15 protein-coding genes are annotated in these 15,453 nt (G+C 56.8%); 10 read left to right on the top strand and 5 right to left on the bottom strand.

Annotated elements, in window-relative coordinates:
* Positions 1-271 precede the first annotated feature (271 nt).
* The 10 genes from K8I84_RS06015 (at position 272) to sthA (ending at position 10,695) form a co-directional block, all read left to right on the top strand.
* Entirely contained in the window at positions 272-1,681 is a 1,410-nt protein-coding gene (locus K8I84_RS06015) for a glyceraldehyde-3-phosphate dehydrogenase (protein ID WP_411722663.1), read from the top strand.
* A 352-nt stretch (positions 1,682-2,033) separates the two neighbouring features.
* Positions 2,034-3,380 (top strand): Na(+)-translocating NADH-quinone reductase subunit A, encoded by a 1,347-nt coding sequence (locus K8I84_RS06010; protein WP_223793835.1) that lies wholly within the window; start codon positions 2,034-2,036, stop codon positions 3,378-3,380.
* A 4-nt stretch (positions 3,381-3,384) separates the two neighbouring features.
* Positions 3,385-4,593: an NADH:ubiquinone reductase (Na(+)-transporting) subunit B gene (locus K8I84_RS06005; protein ID WP_223793834.1), complete on the top strand. Its 1,209-nt coding sequence runs from the start codon at positions 3,385-3,387 to the stop codon at positions 4,591-4,593.
* Positions 4,586-5,389, top strand: coding sequence for a Na(+)-translocating NADH-quinone reductase subunit C (locus K8I84_RS06000; protein WP_223793833.1), 804 nt, complete (start codon positions 4,586-4,588; stop codon positions 5,387-5,389). Before K8I84_RS06005 ends, K8I84_RS06000 begins: the two co-directional genes overlap by 8 nt.
* Before the next feature lie 2 nt (positions 5,390-5,391).
* Entirely contained in the window at positions 5,392-6,057 is a 666-nt protein-coding gene (locus tag K8I84_RS05995) for an NADH:ubiquinone reductase (Na(+)-transporting) subunit D (RefSeq protein WP_223793832.1), read from the top strand.
* Positions 6,057-6,665: an NADH:ubiquinone reductase (Na(+)-transporting) subunit E gene (gene nqrE / locus K8I84_RS05990; RefSeq protein ID WP_223793831.1), complete on the top strand. Its 609-nt coding sequence runs from the start codon at positions 6,057-6,059 to the stop codon at positions 6,663-6,665. The genes K8I84_RS05995 and nqrE overlap by 1 nt, the downstream gene beginning before the upstream one ends.
* Positions 6,666-6,702: 37 nt before the next feature.
* Positions 6,703-7,929 carry an NADH:ubiquinone reductase (Na(+)-transporting) subunit F gene (nqrF, locus tag K8I84_RS05985; protein ID WP_223793830.1) on the top strand — a complete coding sequence of 409 codons (1,227 nt, stop codon included), beginning with the start codon at positions 6,703-6,705 and terminating at the stop codon, positions 7,927-7,929.
* A gap of 9 nt (positions 7,930-7,938) precedes the next feature.
* Complete coding sequence (locus K8I84_RS05980) at positions 7,939-8,988, top strand: FAD:protein FMN transferase (RefSeq protein WP_223793829.1); 1,050 nt, start codon at positions 7,939-7,941, stop codon at positions 8,986-8,988.
* Between the two features lie 11 nt (positions 8,989-8,999).
* Entirely contained in the window at positions 9,000-9,248 is a 249-nt protein-coding gene (gene nqrM / locus K8I84_RS05975; RefSeq protein WP_223793828.1) for a (Na+)-NQR maturation NqrM, read from the top strand.
* Positions 9,249-9,303: 55 nt separating this feature from the next.
* Complete coding sequence (sthA, locus tag K8I84_RS05970; protein ID WP_223793827.1) at positions 9,304-10,695, top strand: Si-specific NAD(P)(+) transhydrogenase; 1,392 nt, start codon at positions 9,304-9,306, stop codon at positions 10,693-10,695.
* A gap of 6 nt (positions 10,696-10,701) precedes the next feature.
* Here the strand turns inward: sthA and K8I84_RS05965 are convergent, their stop codons facing one another.
* The 5 genes from K8I84_RS05965 to dusA form a co-directional block, all read right to left on the bottom strand.
* Positions 10,702-11,496, bottom strand: a complete 795-nt coding sequence (locus K8I84_RS05965; RefSeq protein WP_223793826.1) for a glycerophosphodiester phosphodiesterase — start codon at positions 11,494-11,496, stop codon at positions 10,702-10,704.
* Positions 11,493-12,623 carry a 3-deoxy-7-phosphoheptulonate synthase gene (locus K8I84_RS05960; RefSeq protein ID WP_223793825.1) on the bottom strand — a complete coding sequence of 377 codons (1,131 nt, stop codon included), beginning with the start codon at positions 12,621-12,623 and terminating at the stop codon, positions 11,493-11,495. The genes K8I84_RS05965 and K8I84_RS05960 overlap by 4 nt, the downstream gene beginning before the upstream one ends.
* A 14-nt stretch (positions 12,624-12,637) precedes the next feature.
* A complete protein-coding gene (locus K8I84_RS05955) occupies positions 12,638-13,096 on the bottom strand; it encodes a TerB family tellurite resistance protein (protein WP_223793824.1) in 459 nt (152 codons plus the stop codon).
* 31 nt (positions 13,097-13,127) lie between these two features.
* Positions 13,128-14,090, bottom strand: a complete 963-nt coding sequence (gene tal, locus K8I84_RS05950; protein ID WP_223793823.1) for a transaldolase — start codon at positions 14,088-14,090, stop codon at positions 13,128-13,130.
* Positions 14,091-14,205: 115 nt separating this feature from the next.
* Complete coding sequence (gene dusA / locus K8I84_RS05945) at positions 14,206-15,264, bottom strand: tRNA dihydrouridine(20/20a) synthase DusA (RefSeq protein WP_223793822.1); 1,059 nt, start codon at positions 15,262-15,264, stop codon at positions 14,206-14,208.
* Positions 15,265-15,453 lie beyond the last annotated feature (189 nt).

Raw genomic sequence — 15,453 nt, 5'->3', positions numbered from 1 at the left:
GTCGGACTGAGCGGGAGATAGCGAGCGGCGTATTCTACCGCTGGTGTCGCGCCCTGTCATGGCGGCCAGGTTTCGTACTTTTAAAGGGGGCGACCTGGCAGTTTACGATGCTGCGGGCAGTCCGTATTTGCTGTCTGGCGTTTAACGATGGATAATGTGCGCCCCAATTTTTCAACCAGTGCCCTACAGAGCAGAGGTTCACATCGTGAGTCACGAACAGATCAATCAGCACCTGACTAACTGGACGGAACGCGAGTCCACTGCGGAAGCTATGATTCCGCTGATCGGTCGTCTTTACCGGAAGAACAACGTGGTGACGTCCGTTTACGGCCGTTCCATCATCAATCAGTCGGTGATCGGCATTATCCGTGCCCACCGGTATGTTCGTCAGGTTGAGGACAGTGAGCTGTCTGTTCACGACACCATGCCGATTCTGGAAGCCCTGGATCGCCTGGAACTGGGTACTGCCCACATCGATATCGGCAAGCTGGGCGTCAAATATCGCGACCAGGGTGGCTCCGAGTCTGTTGAGGATTTCCTGAAGCGTGAAATTGCGCCGGTCGTCGGCAAGTACGGTGAAGAGTCCAAGAAAAACGAAGGTAACGGCACCAAGGACGTCGTTCTGTACGGTTTTGGCCGTATCGGTCGCCTGCTGGCTCGCATCATGATCGAGAAAGCGGGTGGCGGTAACAACCTGCGCCTGCGTGCCATTGTGGTTCGTCAGGGTGGTGCGGAAAACGACCTGGAAAAGCGTGCCAGCCTGCTGCGTCGTGACTCCGTTCACGGCCCGTTCAACGGCACCATCACCGTGGACGAGGAAAACTCCGCCATCATCGCCAACGGCAACTTCATCAAGGTTATCTACTCCGATGGCCCGGATAAAGTGGACTACACCAGCTACGGCATCGACAACGCGATCGTGATCGACAACACTGGTAAGTGGCGTGACGAGGAGGGGCTGGGCCTGCACCTGAAGTCCAAGGGCGTTAGCCGCGTGATCCTGACCGCCCCGGGTAAGGGCGACATCAAGAACATTGTGTACGGCATCAACAACGACTGGATTACCGACGACGACAAGATCCTGTCTGCGGCATCCTGCACCACCAATGCCATCACGCCGGTTCTGAAGGCAATTTACGACGAGTACGGCATTGTTGACGGTCACGTTGAGACTGTTCACTCCTACACCAACGACCAGAACCTGATCGACAACTACCACAAGGGTAGCCGTCGTGGTCGTTCAGCTCCGCTGAACATGGTTATCACCGAAACCGGCGCGGCCAAGGCCGTTGCCAAGGCCCTGCCGGAGCTGAAGGGCAAACTGAGCGGTAACGCCATCCGGGTTCCGACTCCGAACGTCTCCATGGCGATCCTGAACCTGAATCTGGAAAAAGACGTTAGCGTTGAAAGCGTTAACGAATACCTGCGTGAGATGGCTCTGCACTCCGAGCTTCAGAAGCAGATTGATTTCGTGAACTCTCCGGAAGTGGTTTCCACTGACTTCGTCGGTTCCCGTCACGCTGGTGTTGTTGATGCCCAGGCAACTATTGCCAACGGCAAGCGCCTGATCTTGTACGTGTGGTACGACAACGAGTTCGGCTACAGCGCCCAGGTGATTCGAGTGGTTAACCAGATGGCTGGTGTGACCTACCCGATCTTCCCGAAGCGCACGCGGGACTGATCAGACAGCGCTCTCTGGGCGCTTGGTCCTGGAAAACAAAAACCCCGGCAACCTGAGTTGTCGGGGTTTTTCTTTATTGGGATGGTTGGTTGGAAGGTTACGTTTGCGCACAAACCCATCGGGGTTTCAGGTGGAAATGGGTTTCCTTAATCTCTATAATTGGCGCGATTTTGGGTATGTCTGGCCCCCAGTTTCTCATCATTTCCTGTGTCGAAATGACCGATCGCCGTCTCCAAGGAGTTGGATTTTCCGCATTTGGCGGAGGCACGGTGTTTTCCGGGAAGGAAATCTGAGCCTCAGGGATCAGGCATTATGAATCCATAAGCTAGTTTCTGATGATTGGACGAGGCTAATGATTAAGATCAAAAAAGGCCTGGATCTTCCCATCAGCGGCGCCCCCGAGCAGACCATTACCGAAGGCAAACCCGTTCGCCACGTTGCGTTGATCGGTTTTGACTACAACGGCATGAAGCCGACCATGGCTGTTAAGGAAGGGGACCGTGTTAAGCGCGGTTCGCTGCTGTTCACGGATAAGAAGACCGAAGGCGTTCGTTATACCTCACCCGCTGCCGGCGTGGTGAAAGAAATCAACCGCGGAGAGCGTCGTGTATTCCAGTCGATCGTTATCGAAATCGATGGCGATGAGGCGGAAACCTTCGCAAAGTACGGTGAGGCAGATCTCGCCGGGCTGGAGCGCCAGCAGGTAGTTGATAACCTGGTAGAGTCCGGCCTGTGGACGGCCCTCAAAACCCGTCCGTACAGCAAGGTTCCGGAAATCGACTCTGCGCCCAACTCCATTTTCGTTTCCGTGATGGACACCAATCCGCTGGCGGCCGCCCCGACCGTGATCATCAGCGAAAACAGTGCCGCCTTTGAGCAGGGGCTGACGCTGCTGTCCAAGCTGACCAGCGGCAAGGTGTTTGTGACTGGCAAGCCCGGTTCCAACGTGTCCGTGCCCAAGTCAGATCGGATCGAGATTCATCAGTTTGACGGTGTGCACCCGGCCGGTAACGTCGGTACTCACATTCATCACCTGGATCCGGTGTCCGTTAACAAGACCGTCTGGTCCATCAATTACCAGGACGTGATCGATTTCGGCAAGCTGTTCACCACCGGTGAAGTGCCGGTTGAGCGCATTGTCGCCCTGGGCGGCCCGAAGGCGCTGAAGCCGCGTCTGGTTCGCACTCGTCTGGGTGCCAGCCTGCCAGAGCTGCTGGAAGGTGAAGTGGCGACCGATTGCGAGGTTCGCGCGATTTCCGGCTCCGTATTCGGCGGTCGCCGTGGCGATGGGCCCTGTGCTTACCTTGGCCGTTTTGCCAACCAGGTTTCATTGCTGGAAGAAGGCACCAAGCGTGAATTCATGGGCTGGTTGTCCCCGGGACCGAACCGGTTCTCGGTGCTGAACATCTACCTGTCGAAGCTCATGGGCGGCAAGCTGTTCAACTTCACAACCACGACCAACGGCAGTGAGCGGGCCATGGTACCGGTAGGCGCCTACGAGCAGGTCATGCCGCTCGATATCCTGCCGACCCAACTGCTGCGTTCACTGATCGTTGGCGATACCGAAACGGCACAGAAACTCGGTGCACTTGAGCTGGATGAAGAAGATCTGGCGCTGTGCACGTTCGTGTGCCCGGGTAAATACGAGTACGGTCCGATTCTCCGCGAGAACCTGACCAGAATCGAGATCGAGGGCTAATACGATGGCTATCAGACAGTTTCTCGATGGAATCGAGCATCACTTTGAAAAAGGTGGCAAGTGGGAGCGTTGGTACTCTCTCTACGAAGCCGTCGATACTATTTTCTACACCCCGGGCAAGGTGACCTCCACCACCGCCCACGTTCGTGATGGCGTTGACCTGAAACGCATCATGATCACAGTGTGGATGTGTACGTTCCCGGCCATGTTCTTCGGCATGTGGAACATCGGTTACCAGGCCAACAGCTTCCTGGCTGCGAACCCGGATGCCATGGTGGCGGATGGCGGCCTGAGAACGGCCTTCATCCAGGCGCTGGCGGTAACGGGCGCGGGAGCGGGAGTCTGGGATAACTTCGTTTACGGGATGGCGTACTTCCTGCCGGTTTACCTCGTGACCTTCGTGGTTGGTGGTTTCTGGGAAGTTCTGTTCGCCACCGTGCGTCGTCACGAAGTGAACGAAGGCTTCTTCGTCACCTCCGTCCTGTTCGCGCTGATCTGCCCGCCCACCATCCCGCTGTGGCAGGTGGCCCTGGGTATCACCTTCGGTGTGGTCATCGGTAAGGAAGTGTTCGGTGGTACCGGCAAAAACTTCCTGAACCCGGCGCTGACCGGTCGTGCGTTCCTGTACTTCGCCTACCCGGCACAGATCTCCGGTGACACCGTGTGGACGGCCGTCGACGGCTTCAGTGGCGCCACCGCCCTGAGCTGGGCTGCCAGTGGTGGTCTGGATGCTCTGAACGAGCAGATCGGCTGGATGAACGCATTTATGGGCACGATTCAGGGTTCTATGGGTGAGACCTCCACCCTGGCGGTTCTGATCGGCGGCCTGCTCCTGTTGATGATGAAGATCGCCAGCTATCGCATCGTCGGTGGTGTGTTGATCGGCATGATCGGTATGTCTTTGCTGTTGAATGTGATTGGCTCCGAGACCAACCCGATGTTTGCGGTTCCGGCCTACTGGCACCTGGTTATCGGTGGTTTCGCCTTCGGCATGATGTTCATGGCGACCGATCCGGTCTCTGCTGCCATGACCAACACCGGCCGCTGGTGCTTCGGTATCCTGGTGGGGGTCATGACGGTGCTGATCCGCGTGATCAACCCGGCGTTCCCGGAAGGAATCATGCTGGCAATCCTGTTTGCAAACCTGTTCGCGCCGCTGATGGATCATTACGTGGTGCAGGCCAACATCAAACGGAGGCTCGCTCGTGGCTAAAGCTAAAGAAACTGTCTCCAGAACGCTCATTGTTGCGCTGGTATTGAGTATTGTGTTCTCTGTTGTGGTATCCACGGCAGCCGTAATGCTCAAGCCTGCGCAGGTGAAGAACCAGAGCCTGGATATCAAGACCAACATCCTGTCTGCGGCAGGCATGCTGCCCCAGGGTGCGAGCGCAGACCAGATTGAAGAAATGTTTGGTGAGTTCGATGTGCGCCTGGTTGACCTGGACACCGGTGAGTTCGTTGAGCCGGATGCCGTGGGTGTTGCTGATCCGATGAAGTACGACATGTACAAAGCGGCTTCCGACCCTCAGATGTCCACCAATATTCCGTCTTCGGAAGACAAGGCCGGCATCAAGCGTCGCCCGAACGTCGCCAAGGTCTACACCATGAGTGAGAACGGCCAGGTCACCCGCGTGGTGCTGCCGATTCACGGCTATGGCCTCTGGTCCACCCTGTACGGTTTCATCTCCCTTGAAGGGGACCTGAACACCGTCGAAGGCCTTGGTTTCTACGCTCACGCGGAAACACCGGGGCTGGGTGGTGAAGTCGACAACCCGCGCTGGAAGAAGCAGTGGGTTGGCAAAGAGGTCTACGACGGTGAGCTGACCGAACCCCAGATTCGTCTGGTCAAGGGGGGTGTCAGTGCGGATGCAGCGGACAAAGAGCACAAGGTTGATGCACTCTCTGGTGCAACGTTGACCAGCCGGGGTGTCGAGCAGTTGGTTAACTACTGGATGAGTGACCGGGGCTACGCGCCGTTCCTGCAAAAACTTCGTGAAGGGGAGGTCTGATCATGGCAGATGCATCAGCCAAACAGGTTCTCTTCGAACCAATTTTTAGCAACAACCCCATTGCCTTGCAGATCCTCGGTATCTGTTCGGCCCTGGCCGTAACCACCAGCATGAACGTGACCATCGTCATGTGTCTTGCGGTCATCGCGGTAACGGCATTCTCCAACCTGGCGGTATCGCTGGTGCGGACCCAGATTCCCGGAAGCATCCGGATCATCGTGCAGATGACCATCATTGCCTCGCTGGTAATCGTGGTTGACCAGATCCTCAAGGCTTACGCTTACGAAATCAGCAAACAGCTGTCCGTATTCGTTGGTCTGATCATCACCAACTGCATCGTGATGGGCCGCGCTGAAGGCTTCGCCATGAAGAACGGCCCCTGGCTGAGCTTCCTGGATGGTATCGGCAACGGTCTGGGTTATTCGGTACTGCTGCTGTTCGTGGCCTTCTTCCGTGAACTGCTGGGCGCAGGTTCTCTGTTCGGTATTTCTCTGATGCCGACCGTCAACGAAGGCGGCTGGTACATCCCGAATGGTCTGCTCCTGCTTCCGCCGAGTGCCTTCTTCATCATCGGTCTGGCGATCTGGGGCCTGCGTACCTGGAAGCCTGATCAGGTGGAAGAGGCTGACTACAAAATGTCTCGTCACAAAGCCAAGGAGGCGTTTTAATGGAACACTATATCAGCCTCATCCTTAAGGCCGTTTTCGTCGAAAACATGGCGCTGGCGTTCTTCCTGGGGATGTGTACCTTCCTGGCCATTTCCAAGAAGATCGAAGCTGCTCTGGGTCTGGGGATCGCCGTTGTGGTTGTACTGACGGTCACCGTACCGGTCAACAACCTCCTGTATAACGGCATTCTCCGTGAGGGCGCCCTTGATTGGGCCGGCCTGCCGAATGTGGACCTGAGCTTTTTGGGCTTGCTGTCGTACATCGGTGTAATCGCAGCAATTGTTCAGATCATGGAAATGGTGCTGGATAAATACATCCCGGCGCTTTACGCGGCCCTGGGTGTGTTCCTGCCGCTGATCACCGTTAACTGTGCGATTCTCGGTGCCTCTCTGTTCATGGTGGAGCGTGACTACACCTTTGGAGAGAGCGTGGTGTACGGCTTTGGTGCCGGCTTGGGCTGGGCGCTCGCCATCGTGGCTCTGGCCGGTATCCGTGAAAAGCTCAAGTACAGCGATGTTCCGGAAGGTCTGCGTGGCCTGGGTATCACCTTCATCACCGTTGGTTTGATGTCCCTGGGTTTCATGTCCTTCTCCGGCATCTCCCTGTAACACACCCGGTGATTCGGTTTAACGAAAAGGCGAGACCATGAATACAGAAATTATTCTCGGCGTGGTCATGTTCACCGTTATCGTTCTGGCGCTGGTCGCGATCATCCTCGCGGCCCGCTCCAAACTGGTAAGCACCGGTGATGTGACTATCGAAATCAATGATGACCCTGAGCACACCCTGACCACCGCAGCCGGTGGCAAGCTGCTCGGCACGCTGGCTAACAGCGGTATCTTCCTGTCCTCCGCGTGCGGTGGCGGTGGTACCTGCGCCCAGTGTAAATGTAAGGTTCTGGACGGTGGTGGTGCGATGCTGCCAACCGAGAAGACCCACTTCACCAACCGTGAAGAGAAGGAAGGCTGGCGCCTGTCCTGTCAGGTTCCGGTGAAGCAGGACATGAAGATCGAGGTTCCTGAAGAGTTCTTCGGCGTGAAGAAGTGGGAGTGTGAGGTTGTCTCCAACCACAACGTCGCCACCTTCATCAAGGAACTGGTCCTGAAGCTGCCGGAAGGCGAGGAAGTGGACTTCCGTGCCGGTGGTTACGTTCAGCTGGAGTGTCCTCCGTACGAAATTGACTTCAAGGATTTCGACATTGAGGAAGAGTTCCACGAAGACTGGGACAAGCACGACATCTGGCGCTACAAGGCGATCAACAAGGAGGAGACCATCCGGGCTTACTCCATGGCGAACTACCCGGAAGAGAAGGGGGTTCTGAAGTTCAACATCCGGATCGCGACACCGCCTCCTGGCACTGATCACCCGCCGGGCATCATGTCCAGCTACGTGTTCAACCTGAAGCCGGGCGACAAGGTGACCGTTATGGGGCCGTTTGGTGAGTTCTTCGCCAAGGAAACCGAAGCGGAGATGGTGTTTGTTGGTGGTGGTGCGGGCATGGCGCCCATGCGCTCTCACATCTTTGACCAGCTCAAGCGTCTGAACTCCAACCGGAAGATTTCCTTCTGGTACGGTGCACGAAGCGTTCGTGAGATGTTCTACGTAGAAGACTTCGATGGTCTGGCTGCTGAGAACGACAACTTCGAGTGGCACGTCGCCTTGTCGGACGCGCTGCCATCCGATAACTGGGAAGGCTACACCGGGTTCATCCACAACGTTCTCTACGAGAACTACCTGAAGGATCACCCGGCACCTGAGGACTGTGAGTTCTACATGTGTGGGCCCCCCATCATGAACGCCTCTGTGATCAAGATGCTGAAGGATCTTGGTGTTGAGGACGAGAACATCATGCTGGATGACTTCGGAGGTTAATCAGTCCTGATGACATCCCGCATGTTCCGACCCGTCAGGGGGGGATTGGTCAGCGTGTTTTTCGCGCTGGCCATGACCGCTCTGGCGGGTTGTTCGTTTGAGCCGGAAGAAAAGATCTGGGAGATCTCCGGCCCGGTGTTCGGCACCCGCTACCACATCAGTGTGGTTTTGCCGGAGGACGAGGCGCGGTTGCAGCAACTGGCCGAGGGCATAAAAGCCGAGCTGGAGGCCGTTGACGCGTCCATGTCCACCTGGCGGCAGGATTCCGAACTGTCGGTGCTGAATCGCACTGAAGACCAGTCCGAGTGGATTCCTCTGTCCGAACCTTTGTTTGAAGTACTCAAGCGGTCGCAAGAGATCTCAGAACTTACCGGTGGTGCGTTCGACGTAACCATTGGTCCGGTGGTGAATCTCTGGGGCTTTGGGCCCGAGGCCCGGCCTGAGGTGGTCCCCTCCGAAGATGAGCTGGCCTCAGCGCTGTCTGAAACGGGATACGAACACCTGGAGCTGAGGTCGCTCACACCAGGTCTGCGTGCGGATACGAGTCAGTACATTGATTTGTCAGCGATTGCCAAGGGCTACGGGGTTGACGCGGTTGCGAGATACCTAGAGAGTGAAGGTATTGGTGCTTATCTCGTGGAGATTGGCGGCGAGGTCAGGGTGCAGGGTCGGAAACCCGGCGGCGATGCCTGGCGACTGGCGATAGAAACGCCGACCTCGGGCGAACGACAGGTGAACCGGGTCGTGGCATTGGACAGTAAAGCAATGGCAACGTCCGGAGATTATCGTAACTATTACGAATCGGAAGGCCGCCGGTACTCTCATACAATAGATCCTTCAACGGGTAGGCCTATTACGCATAATCTGGCGTCGGTTACGGTGATCGCCGATGACTGCATGACCGCCGATGCGCTGGCCACTGGATTCAATGTGATGGGGTATGAGCGGGCCGAGGCGCTCGCAGTTCGGGAAAACATTCCCGCTTACTTCATCGTTCGGACGGAAGACGGCTTCGAAACCCATCAGACGCCGGCCTTTTCGTCCTATGTGACTCAATAAGCGAGGGTATTATGGGTACCTTTTTACTCGTACTGTTCATTGTTGTGCTGCTGGTCGCAGCCATGTCGGTTGGTGTGATTTTCGGGCGCAAGCCGATCAAAGGCACCTGTGGTGGCATCGGTGCCCTGGGCATCAGCCAGTCCTGTGACATCTGCGGTGGTAATACCCAGAAGTGTGAAGAAGAAAACGAGCGGGTTGCTCGTGAAGCCGGCAAGGCGGAACCACTGGCTTACGACGCCAGCAAGCCCGACAACGGATAAAAACAAACTAAAAACATAAAAACTTTTACGGCGTAGAGAAGGAGTTACTGCAGGCATGGCAGAACATCATTACGACGTCGTCGTTATCGGCGCCGGGCCTTCCGGTGAAGGGGCGGCGATGAATGCGACCAAGCATGGCAAGCGAGTCGCCATCATCGAAGACAAGCCCATGGTGGGCGGAAACTGTACCCACATGGGTACCATTCCGTCGAAGGCACTGCGTCACTCGGTGAAGCAGATCATCACTTTCAACACCAACCAGATGTTCCGTGACATCGGTGATCCCCGCTGGTTCTCCTTTCCGCGGGTATTGCAGAGCGCCCAGAAGGTGATCGGCAAGCAGGTGAAGCTTCGGACCCAGTTCTACGCCCGCAACCGGGTAGACCTGATCAATGGGCGGGCCTCCTTCATCGACAAGAACCGTCTGGAAATTCGGGGTAACAAGTCCGTTGAATCCCTGCACTTCAAACAGTGCATTATTGCCACGGGATCTCGCCCCTACCTTCCGCCCGATGTGGATTTCCGTCACCACCGTATTTATAACTCTGACACCATTCTGAACCTGTCCCACACGCCCCGCACCCTGATCATTTATGGTGCGGGCGTTATCGGTTCCGAATATGCGTCTATTTTCGCCGGTCTGGGTGTGAAAGTGGATCTGATCAACCCGGGTAGCCGGTTGCTGTCGTTCCTGGACGATGAGATCTCCGATGCCCTGAGTTACCACCTGCGCAATAACGGCGTTCTGGTGCGTCATAACGAGCAGTACGAATCTGTGGAAGGGGATGACCACGGCGTGGTTCTGTCCCTGCAGTCCGGCAAGAAGATCCGGGCCGATGCGTTCCTGTGGTGTAACGGGCGGTCTGGTAATACGGACAAGCTGAACCTCGAGAACGTGGGGCTGGTACCCAACGGTCGTGGTCAGCTCGCGGTGGATGAGCATTACCGCACTGAGGTGGAAAACATCTACGCGGCAGGCGATGTGATTGGTTGGCCGAGCCTGGCCAGCGCCGCCTACGATCAGGGGCGTTCCGCGTCTTCCGATATCGTCGAGGATGAATATTTCAGATATGTGTCGGATGTTCCGACTGGTATCTATACCATTCCGGAGATCAGTTCTGTTGGCCGAACCGAGCGTGAGCTGACGGAAGCCAAGGTACCTTACGAAGTGGGGCAGGCTTTCTTCAAGGATCTGGCTCGGGCGCAGATCACCGGTGAAGCGGTGGGCATGCTGAAAATCCTGTTCCACCGGGAGACCCGTGAGATTCTGGGTATCCACTGCTTCGGGGACCAGGCAGCCGAGATCGTTCATATCGGCCAGGCGATCATGAACCAGGAAGGCGAGGCTAACTCCCTGAACTACTTCATCAACACCACCTTCAATTACCCGACCATGGCGGAAGCCTACCGGGTCGCGGCTCTGAATGGCCTGAACCGGATCTTCTGATCCGGTTCAGCGTGCGGTCAGTACCTCACTGGCCGCAATCATTTCATTGGTTGTATTGGGCAGGGTTAGCTGGGATTTAGCCCGGTTATCAAAAAACATCCGGGTGCTGGTCGGGTAATCGGTAATGATGCTGTCGACGCCCATTGTTTCCATCACCAGCATGTCGTGAATCCGGTTTACCGTCCACACGGACACATGCATCCCCCTTCGGTTTGCGCTTTCCACCAGGCTCTTTGAACAGAGCTTCCAGTTCAGGCACAGGTAATCGCAGTCGAATTTCAGTGCCATGCTCAGGGGCTTGGGGAATTTCCGCTCAGCGACCAAACCAGTACGGATGTGTTTGTTTCGGCGCTTTACTTCCTTGAGCAGCCAGGTATCCGACGAGGTTATGGCCACCTTCTGGTAAAGGTCCCGGCGCTGGATGATTTCGGTCAGCCGGTTGCAGAGCACATTGAGGCGTTGCCGTTTATCGCTCTTGACCTCAAGCTGCAGGTGCTCAAGGTCATCAAACTGATCCAGCAAACCCTCAAGGCTGGGGATACCCACCGGCCTTGGCCAGGAGCTGGTGTTTTTTCGTGCATCCATGCCGGCCAGTTCGTCCGCCGTGTAGCTGGCTACGCTGCCTTTGTGGCTGGTGGTCCTGTCGACGGTCAGGTCATGTATCAGCACCGGTTTGCCGTCTTTAGACAGGATCAGATCCAGTTCAAAATGCCGGATGCCGTTTCGGTAGGCATGGATAAAGCCGGGTAGGGTGTTTTCCGGGGCTTCTCCCTTGGCCCCACGGTGTCCGTAGACGATCATTCCGTTGATTCACTCTGTTTCAGGCGTTCGAAAATGGCCTGGCGCTTCTTCCAGGTGTCGTGGCACAGCTGAACATCTTCCAGGAAGGCGGGAAGTTCGCTCATGAGCAGGGCTTGCGGGCCGTCTACCAGGGCTTTTTCCGGTTTCGGGTGGAAATCCACCAGCACCATGTTGGCACCGGCGATAACGCCCTGAGCGGTGGCGTGCATGACGTCCAGAATGCCGTCCGGGGATTTGTCCCGGCTGCCCACGGAGTGGGACGGATCCACGCACACCGGCATGCGGGTCAATCGTTTCACCGCCGGCACATGGGCGAAATCCACCATGTTTCGGTGTGGCTGGCCGGCTTCGGTTTTCATGCCGCGCAGGCAGAACACCACATTAGCATTTCCTTCACTGGCCAGGTATTCCGCCGCATTCAGGGATTCGTTCAGGGTGATGCCAAAACCACGCTTCAGAAGCACCGGATAGGTGCTCTGGCGGCCAATGGCTTTCAACAATTCAAAGTTCTGGGTATTTCGGGTGCCCACCTGCAACATCACGCCGGTTGGCCGCCCCAGTGCTTCGAGACACGCATCGATTTCTTCGATGTGACTCTCATGGGTGATCTCCATGGCGATCACCTTGATGCCATGCTTACCCGCTTTTTCGAACACCCACGGCAGGCAGCCTTTGCCATGCCCCTGGAAAGAATAGGGGTTGGTCCGGGGCTTGTAAGCGCCCATACGGGTGCACACCTGACCGTGCTCTTCCAGAGCCTGCATCATGATCTCAACGTGCTCCGGAATGTCCACCGCGCACAGGCCAGCGAACACGTTCAGGTTGGACTGGCTGAACTCGACACCGTTGTAGCTGAAGCCGCTTTGCCGACGGTCATCTTTGTGGCGCCCCAGGATGCGGTATTCATCAGAGATGCGGATGACTCGTTCCACTGCCGGCAGGGCGGCAATTTCGTCTTTGCTCAGGGATTTGGTGTCGCCTAACAGGTAAATCTCGGTCAGCCGCTGACTTGAACCCTGAACCTGATGCACCCGCACCGACACCCCGGGCAGGTTCTCCAGATGGTTCATGGTCTGCCGGTAGGCTTCGCTGTCCAACTCGGTATCCGGATGAAGGATAGCTAACATGGGCGCTCCTTATTTCAAGTCTTCGGCTGTGTGCGGGCTTCTGCCTGATGCCGGGCCTGCATGTATTCCCGGTGGTTCAGATGCAGGAGCTCGGCCATCCGGCGGATCAGGTGTTCTTCATACTTGTCGATGCGGCCATCGGCAAAGGCTACCTGCCAGATATTCACCAGCAGAGCCTGCTTGGCCTGCTGATCCAGGTGTTCATTGATCTGGCCAGTGAATTCGTACAGGGAGGTGGCGTCATCGGCGTGGCCAAGTGCATCCTCAAGGATAGACTGTGCTTCCTCTTTAGACACTTGATGCGCCTTCACCGCGCAGTCGACGATGGTCTGAAGCTCGCGGTCGTCCTGATCCCGGTCGATGCGGGCCAGCTGAACCATTAATGCCGTAGAGGCGATCGCCAGTTGATGGGGATCGGGCTTCTCGTTTGCACTTTCTGGTGCGGCAAAGAGTTTTTTCAGTTGCTCAAGCATAGCGTTCGTGCAGCGTGTTGATCAGGCTGCGTTATGCAGCTTTCGCCAATTGCCTGACCCGGTTTTCCAGTTCAATCTGGTCAACGGTAAAGCGGCGGATGCCGTCGGCCAGTTTTTCCGTTGCCATGGCGTCTTCGTTGGACTCCCAGCGGAACAGGGATTCATCGATAGCCCCCAGCCGATCCTGGGAGGTGGCACCATCGGCCATCAATTGGCGGGTGAGTGAACCTTCGTCATCCTGCAGTTCCTGAAGCAGGGCAGGGCTGATGGTCAGGCGATCACAGCCAGCCAGCATTTCAATTTCGCCGGTGTTACGGAAGCTGGCGCCCATGACTACCGTGTTGTAACCGTGAGCCTTGTAGTAATTGTAGATGCGGGAGACGGACAGCACGCCCGGGTCTTCCGCCGGAGCGAAAGCATCACGGCCACTGTTGGCCAGGTGCCAGTCGAGGATTCGACCGACGAACGGGGAAATCAGGAAAGCGCCGGCCTGGGCGCAGGCTGCGGCCTGAATGAACGAGAACAGCAGCGTAAGATTACAGCGGATACCTTCCTTTTCCAGCTGTTCGGCCGCGCGGATGCCTTCCCAGGTGGAGGCAATTTTGATCAGTACACGACTGCTATCCACGCCGTGGCGGTCATAAAGCTCGATCAGGCGGCGTGCCCGGTCCACGGTGGCGTTGGTATCGAAGGACAGGCGGGCATCTACCTCGGTGGAAACGACGCCAGGGATCAGGCCAAGAATTTCCTTACCAGCCAGCACCGCCAGGGTATCGGTGGCCATGGTCAGTTGCTCGGCATCCGACCCGCCGAAACTGTGGGCTTCGGCCACGGCCTTATCCAACATCGGGCGGTAAGCCTCAGACGCGGCTGCCTTCAGAAGCAGAGAAGGGTTGGTGGTGGCATCCTCCGGTCGCCATTTTGCAATGGCGTCAATGTCACCTGTATCGGCGACCACCGTGGTCATGGCTTTCAACTGCTCGAGCTTGTTCATTCTGCGTGTCATCCCGGTTGATCGTTATTGTCACATTCGTCTCCAGAATGTGGCTTTAACGCCTACAATAACGGGCCTGTCTGACAGGAACAAGACAGCGGTGTTCAGAGCCTGATTACGCTTCCGCAATAGTGGCCGGTTCCGGCTCCCGAACCTTGGCCAGAGCAGCCTCCAGAACCTCCAGGTTCGCTCCGGGTTTGTGCGCGTTCTCACTGATGTGGCGACGGAACTGACGGCCACCGGGCTGGCCGTGGAACAGGCCCAGCAAGTGGCGGGTCATATGCCCAAGGTACACGCCCCGGGCCAGCTCTGACTCAATGAATGGCAGCATGGCGCGCAGGGCGTCGTGACGGGTTTGCACAGGCGCGCTTTCGCCGAAGAATTCCGGGTCCACGCCGGCCAGCAACCAGGGGTTGTGGTAAGCCTCACGGCCCAGCATCACGCCATCCGTGTGGCGAAGGTGCTCGTGGCATTCATCGAACGTCTTGATGCCACCGTTGATGATGATTTCCAGGTGCGGATACTTTTGCTTCAGGCGGTACACCCAGTCGTACTTCAGCGGCGGGATTTCCCGGTTTTCCTTAGGGCTCAGGCCATCCAGGATCGCAATCCGGGCGTGCACGATGAAGGTTTTACAGCCAGCCTCGGCCACCGTTTCCACAAATTCACACAGATCGTCCCAGGATTCCCGGCCATCGATACCGATCCGGTGCTTCACCGTAACCGGCAGATTTGTTGCCTCAATCATCGCCTGAACGCCTTCGGCCACCTTCTTGGGGTGGCTCATCAGGCAGGCACCGATCATATTGTTCTGCACCCGGTCACTGGGGCAGCCCACGTTCAGGTTGACCTCATCAAACCCGAACTTCTCGGCCAGCGCCGCACAGTGCGCCAGCTCCTTCGCATCACTGCCACCCAGTTGAAGTGCAAGCGGGTACTCTGATTCCTCGTGACGCAGGAAACGTTCGGTATCGCCATGAATCAACGCGCCGGTAGTGACCATCTCGGTATAGAGCAGGGTATTGCGACTGAGCAAACGGGCCAGGTAGCGATAATGGGAGGTGGTCCAATCCATCATCGGGGCGACGCAAAAGCGGCGAGAAGGCCCCAGACCAGAAACAACGGGGCTTTCGGCTGAATTCTCAGGAGTGTTGAGGAGATCGATTTTGCTCATTAAATGCCCGTTTTTTGCCAGTTTTTCGATAGCGGTTCGCCACGAGGTGGTGTTTGACCAACGCTGTAGGGATGCCCTTTAGAGCAGTGTTTTCTTCGGTCTTCATTGGATGCGATGCACCCTTTCTAGTCCCTTATTCTAACAGGAAAGTCTTACATTTGAGGTGCGGTAGCTGACGGCTCAGTTGGC

Origin of the sequence: Marinobacter sp. F4216, assembly GCF_019931195.1 — a bacterium.
Lineage (GTDB): Bacteria > Pseudomonadota > Gammaproteobacteria > Pseudomonadales > Oleiphilaceae > Marinobacter > Marinobacter suaedae.
The sequence above is the reverse complement of the archived record's forward strand: the minus strand, read 5'-3'. Positions and strand labels throughout refer to the sequence as shown.

Coding starts and splice junctions, on each gene's coding strand:
- dusA (WP_223793822.1), bottom strand. CDS start 15,264: ATGAGCAAAATCGATCTCCTCAACACTCCTGAGAATTCAGCCGAAAGC.
- tal (WP_223793823.1), bottom strand. CDS start 14,090: ATGAACAAGCTCGAGCAGTTGAAAGCCATGACCACGGTGGTCGCCGAT.
- K8I84_RS06005 (WP_223793834.1), top strand. CDS start 3,385: ATGGCTATCAGACAGTTTCTCGATGGAATCGAGCATCACTTTGAAAAA.
- K8I84_RS05955 (WP_223793824.1), bottom strand. CDS start 13,096: ATGCTTGAGCAACTGAAAAAACTCTTTGCCGCACCAGAAAGTGCAAAC.
- sthA (WP_223793827.1), top strand. CDS start 9,304: ATGGCAGAACATCATTACGACGTCGTCGTTATCGGCGCCGGGCCTTCC.
- K8I84_RS05995 (WP_223793832.1), top strand. CDS start 5,392: ATGGCAGATGCATCAGCCAAACAGGTTCTCTTCGAACCAATTTTTAGC.
- nqrF (WP_223793830.1), top strand. CDS start 6,703: ATGAATACAGAAATTATTCTCGGCGTGGTCATGTTCACCGTTATCGTT.
- K8I84_RS05965 (WP_223793826.1), bottom strand. CDS start 11,496: ATGATCGTCTACGGACACCGTGGGGCCAAGGGAGAAGCCCCGGAAAAC.
- K8I84_RS05980 (WP_223793829.1), top strand. CDS start 7,939: ATGACATCCCGCATGTTCCGACCCGTCAGGGGGGGATTGGTCAGCGTG.
- nqrM (WP_223793828.1), top strand. CDS start 9,000: ATGGGTACCTTTTTACTCGTACTGTTCATTGTTGTGCTGCTGGTCGCA.
- nqrE (WP_223793831.1), top strand. CDS start 6,057: ATGGAACACTATATCAGCCTCATCCTTAAGGCCGTTTTCGTCGAAAAC.
- K8I84_RS05960 (WP_223793825.1), bottom strand. CDS start 12,623: ATGTTAGCTATCCTTCATCCGGATACCGAGTTGGACAGCGAAGCCTAC.
- K8I84_RS06010 (WP_223793835.1), top strand. CDS start 2,034: ATGATTAAGATCAAAAAAGGCCTGGATCTTCCCATCAGCGGCGCCCCC.
- K8I84_RS06015 (WP_411722663.1), top strand. CDS start 272: ATGATTCCGCTGATCGGTCGTCTTTACCGGAAGAACAACGTGGTGACG.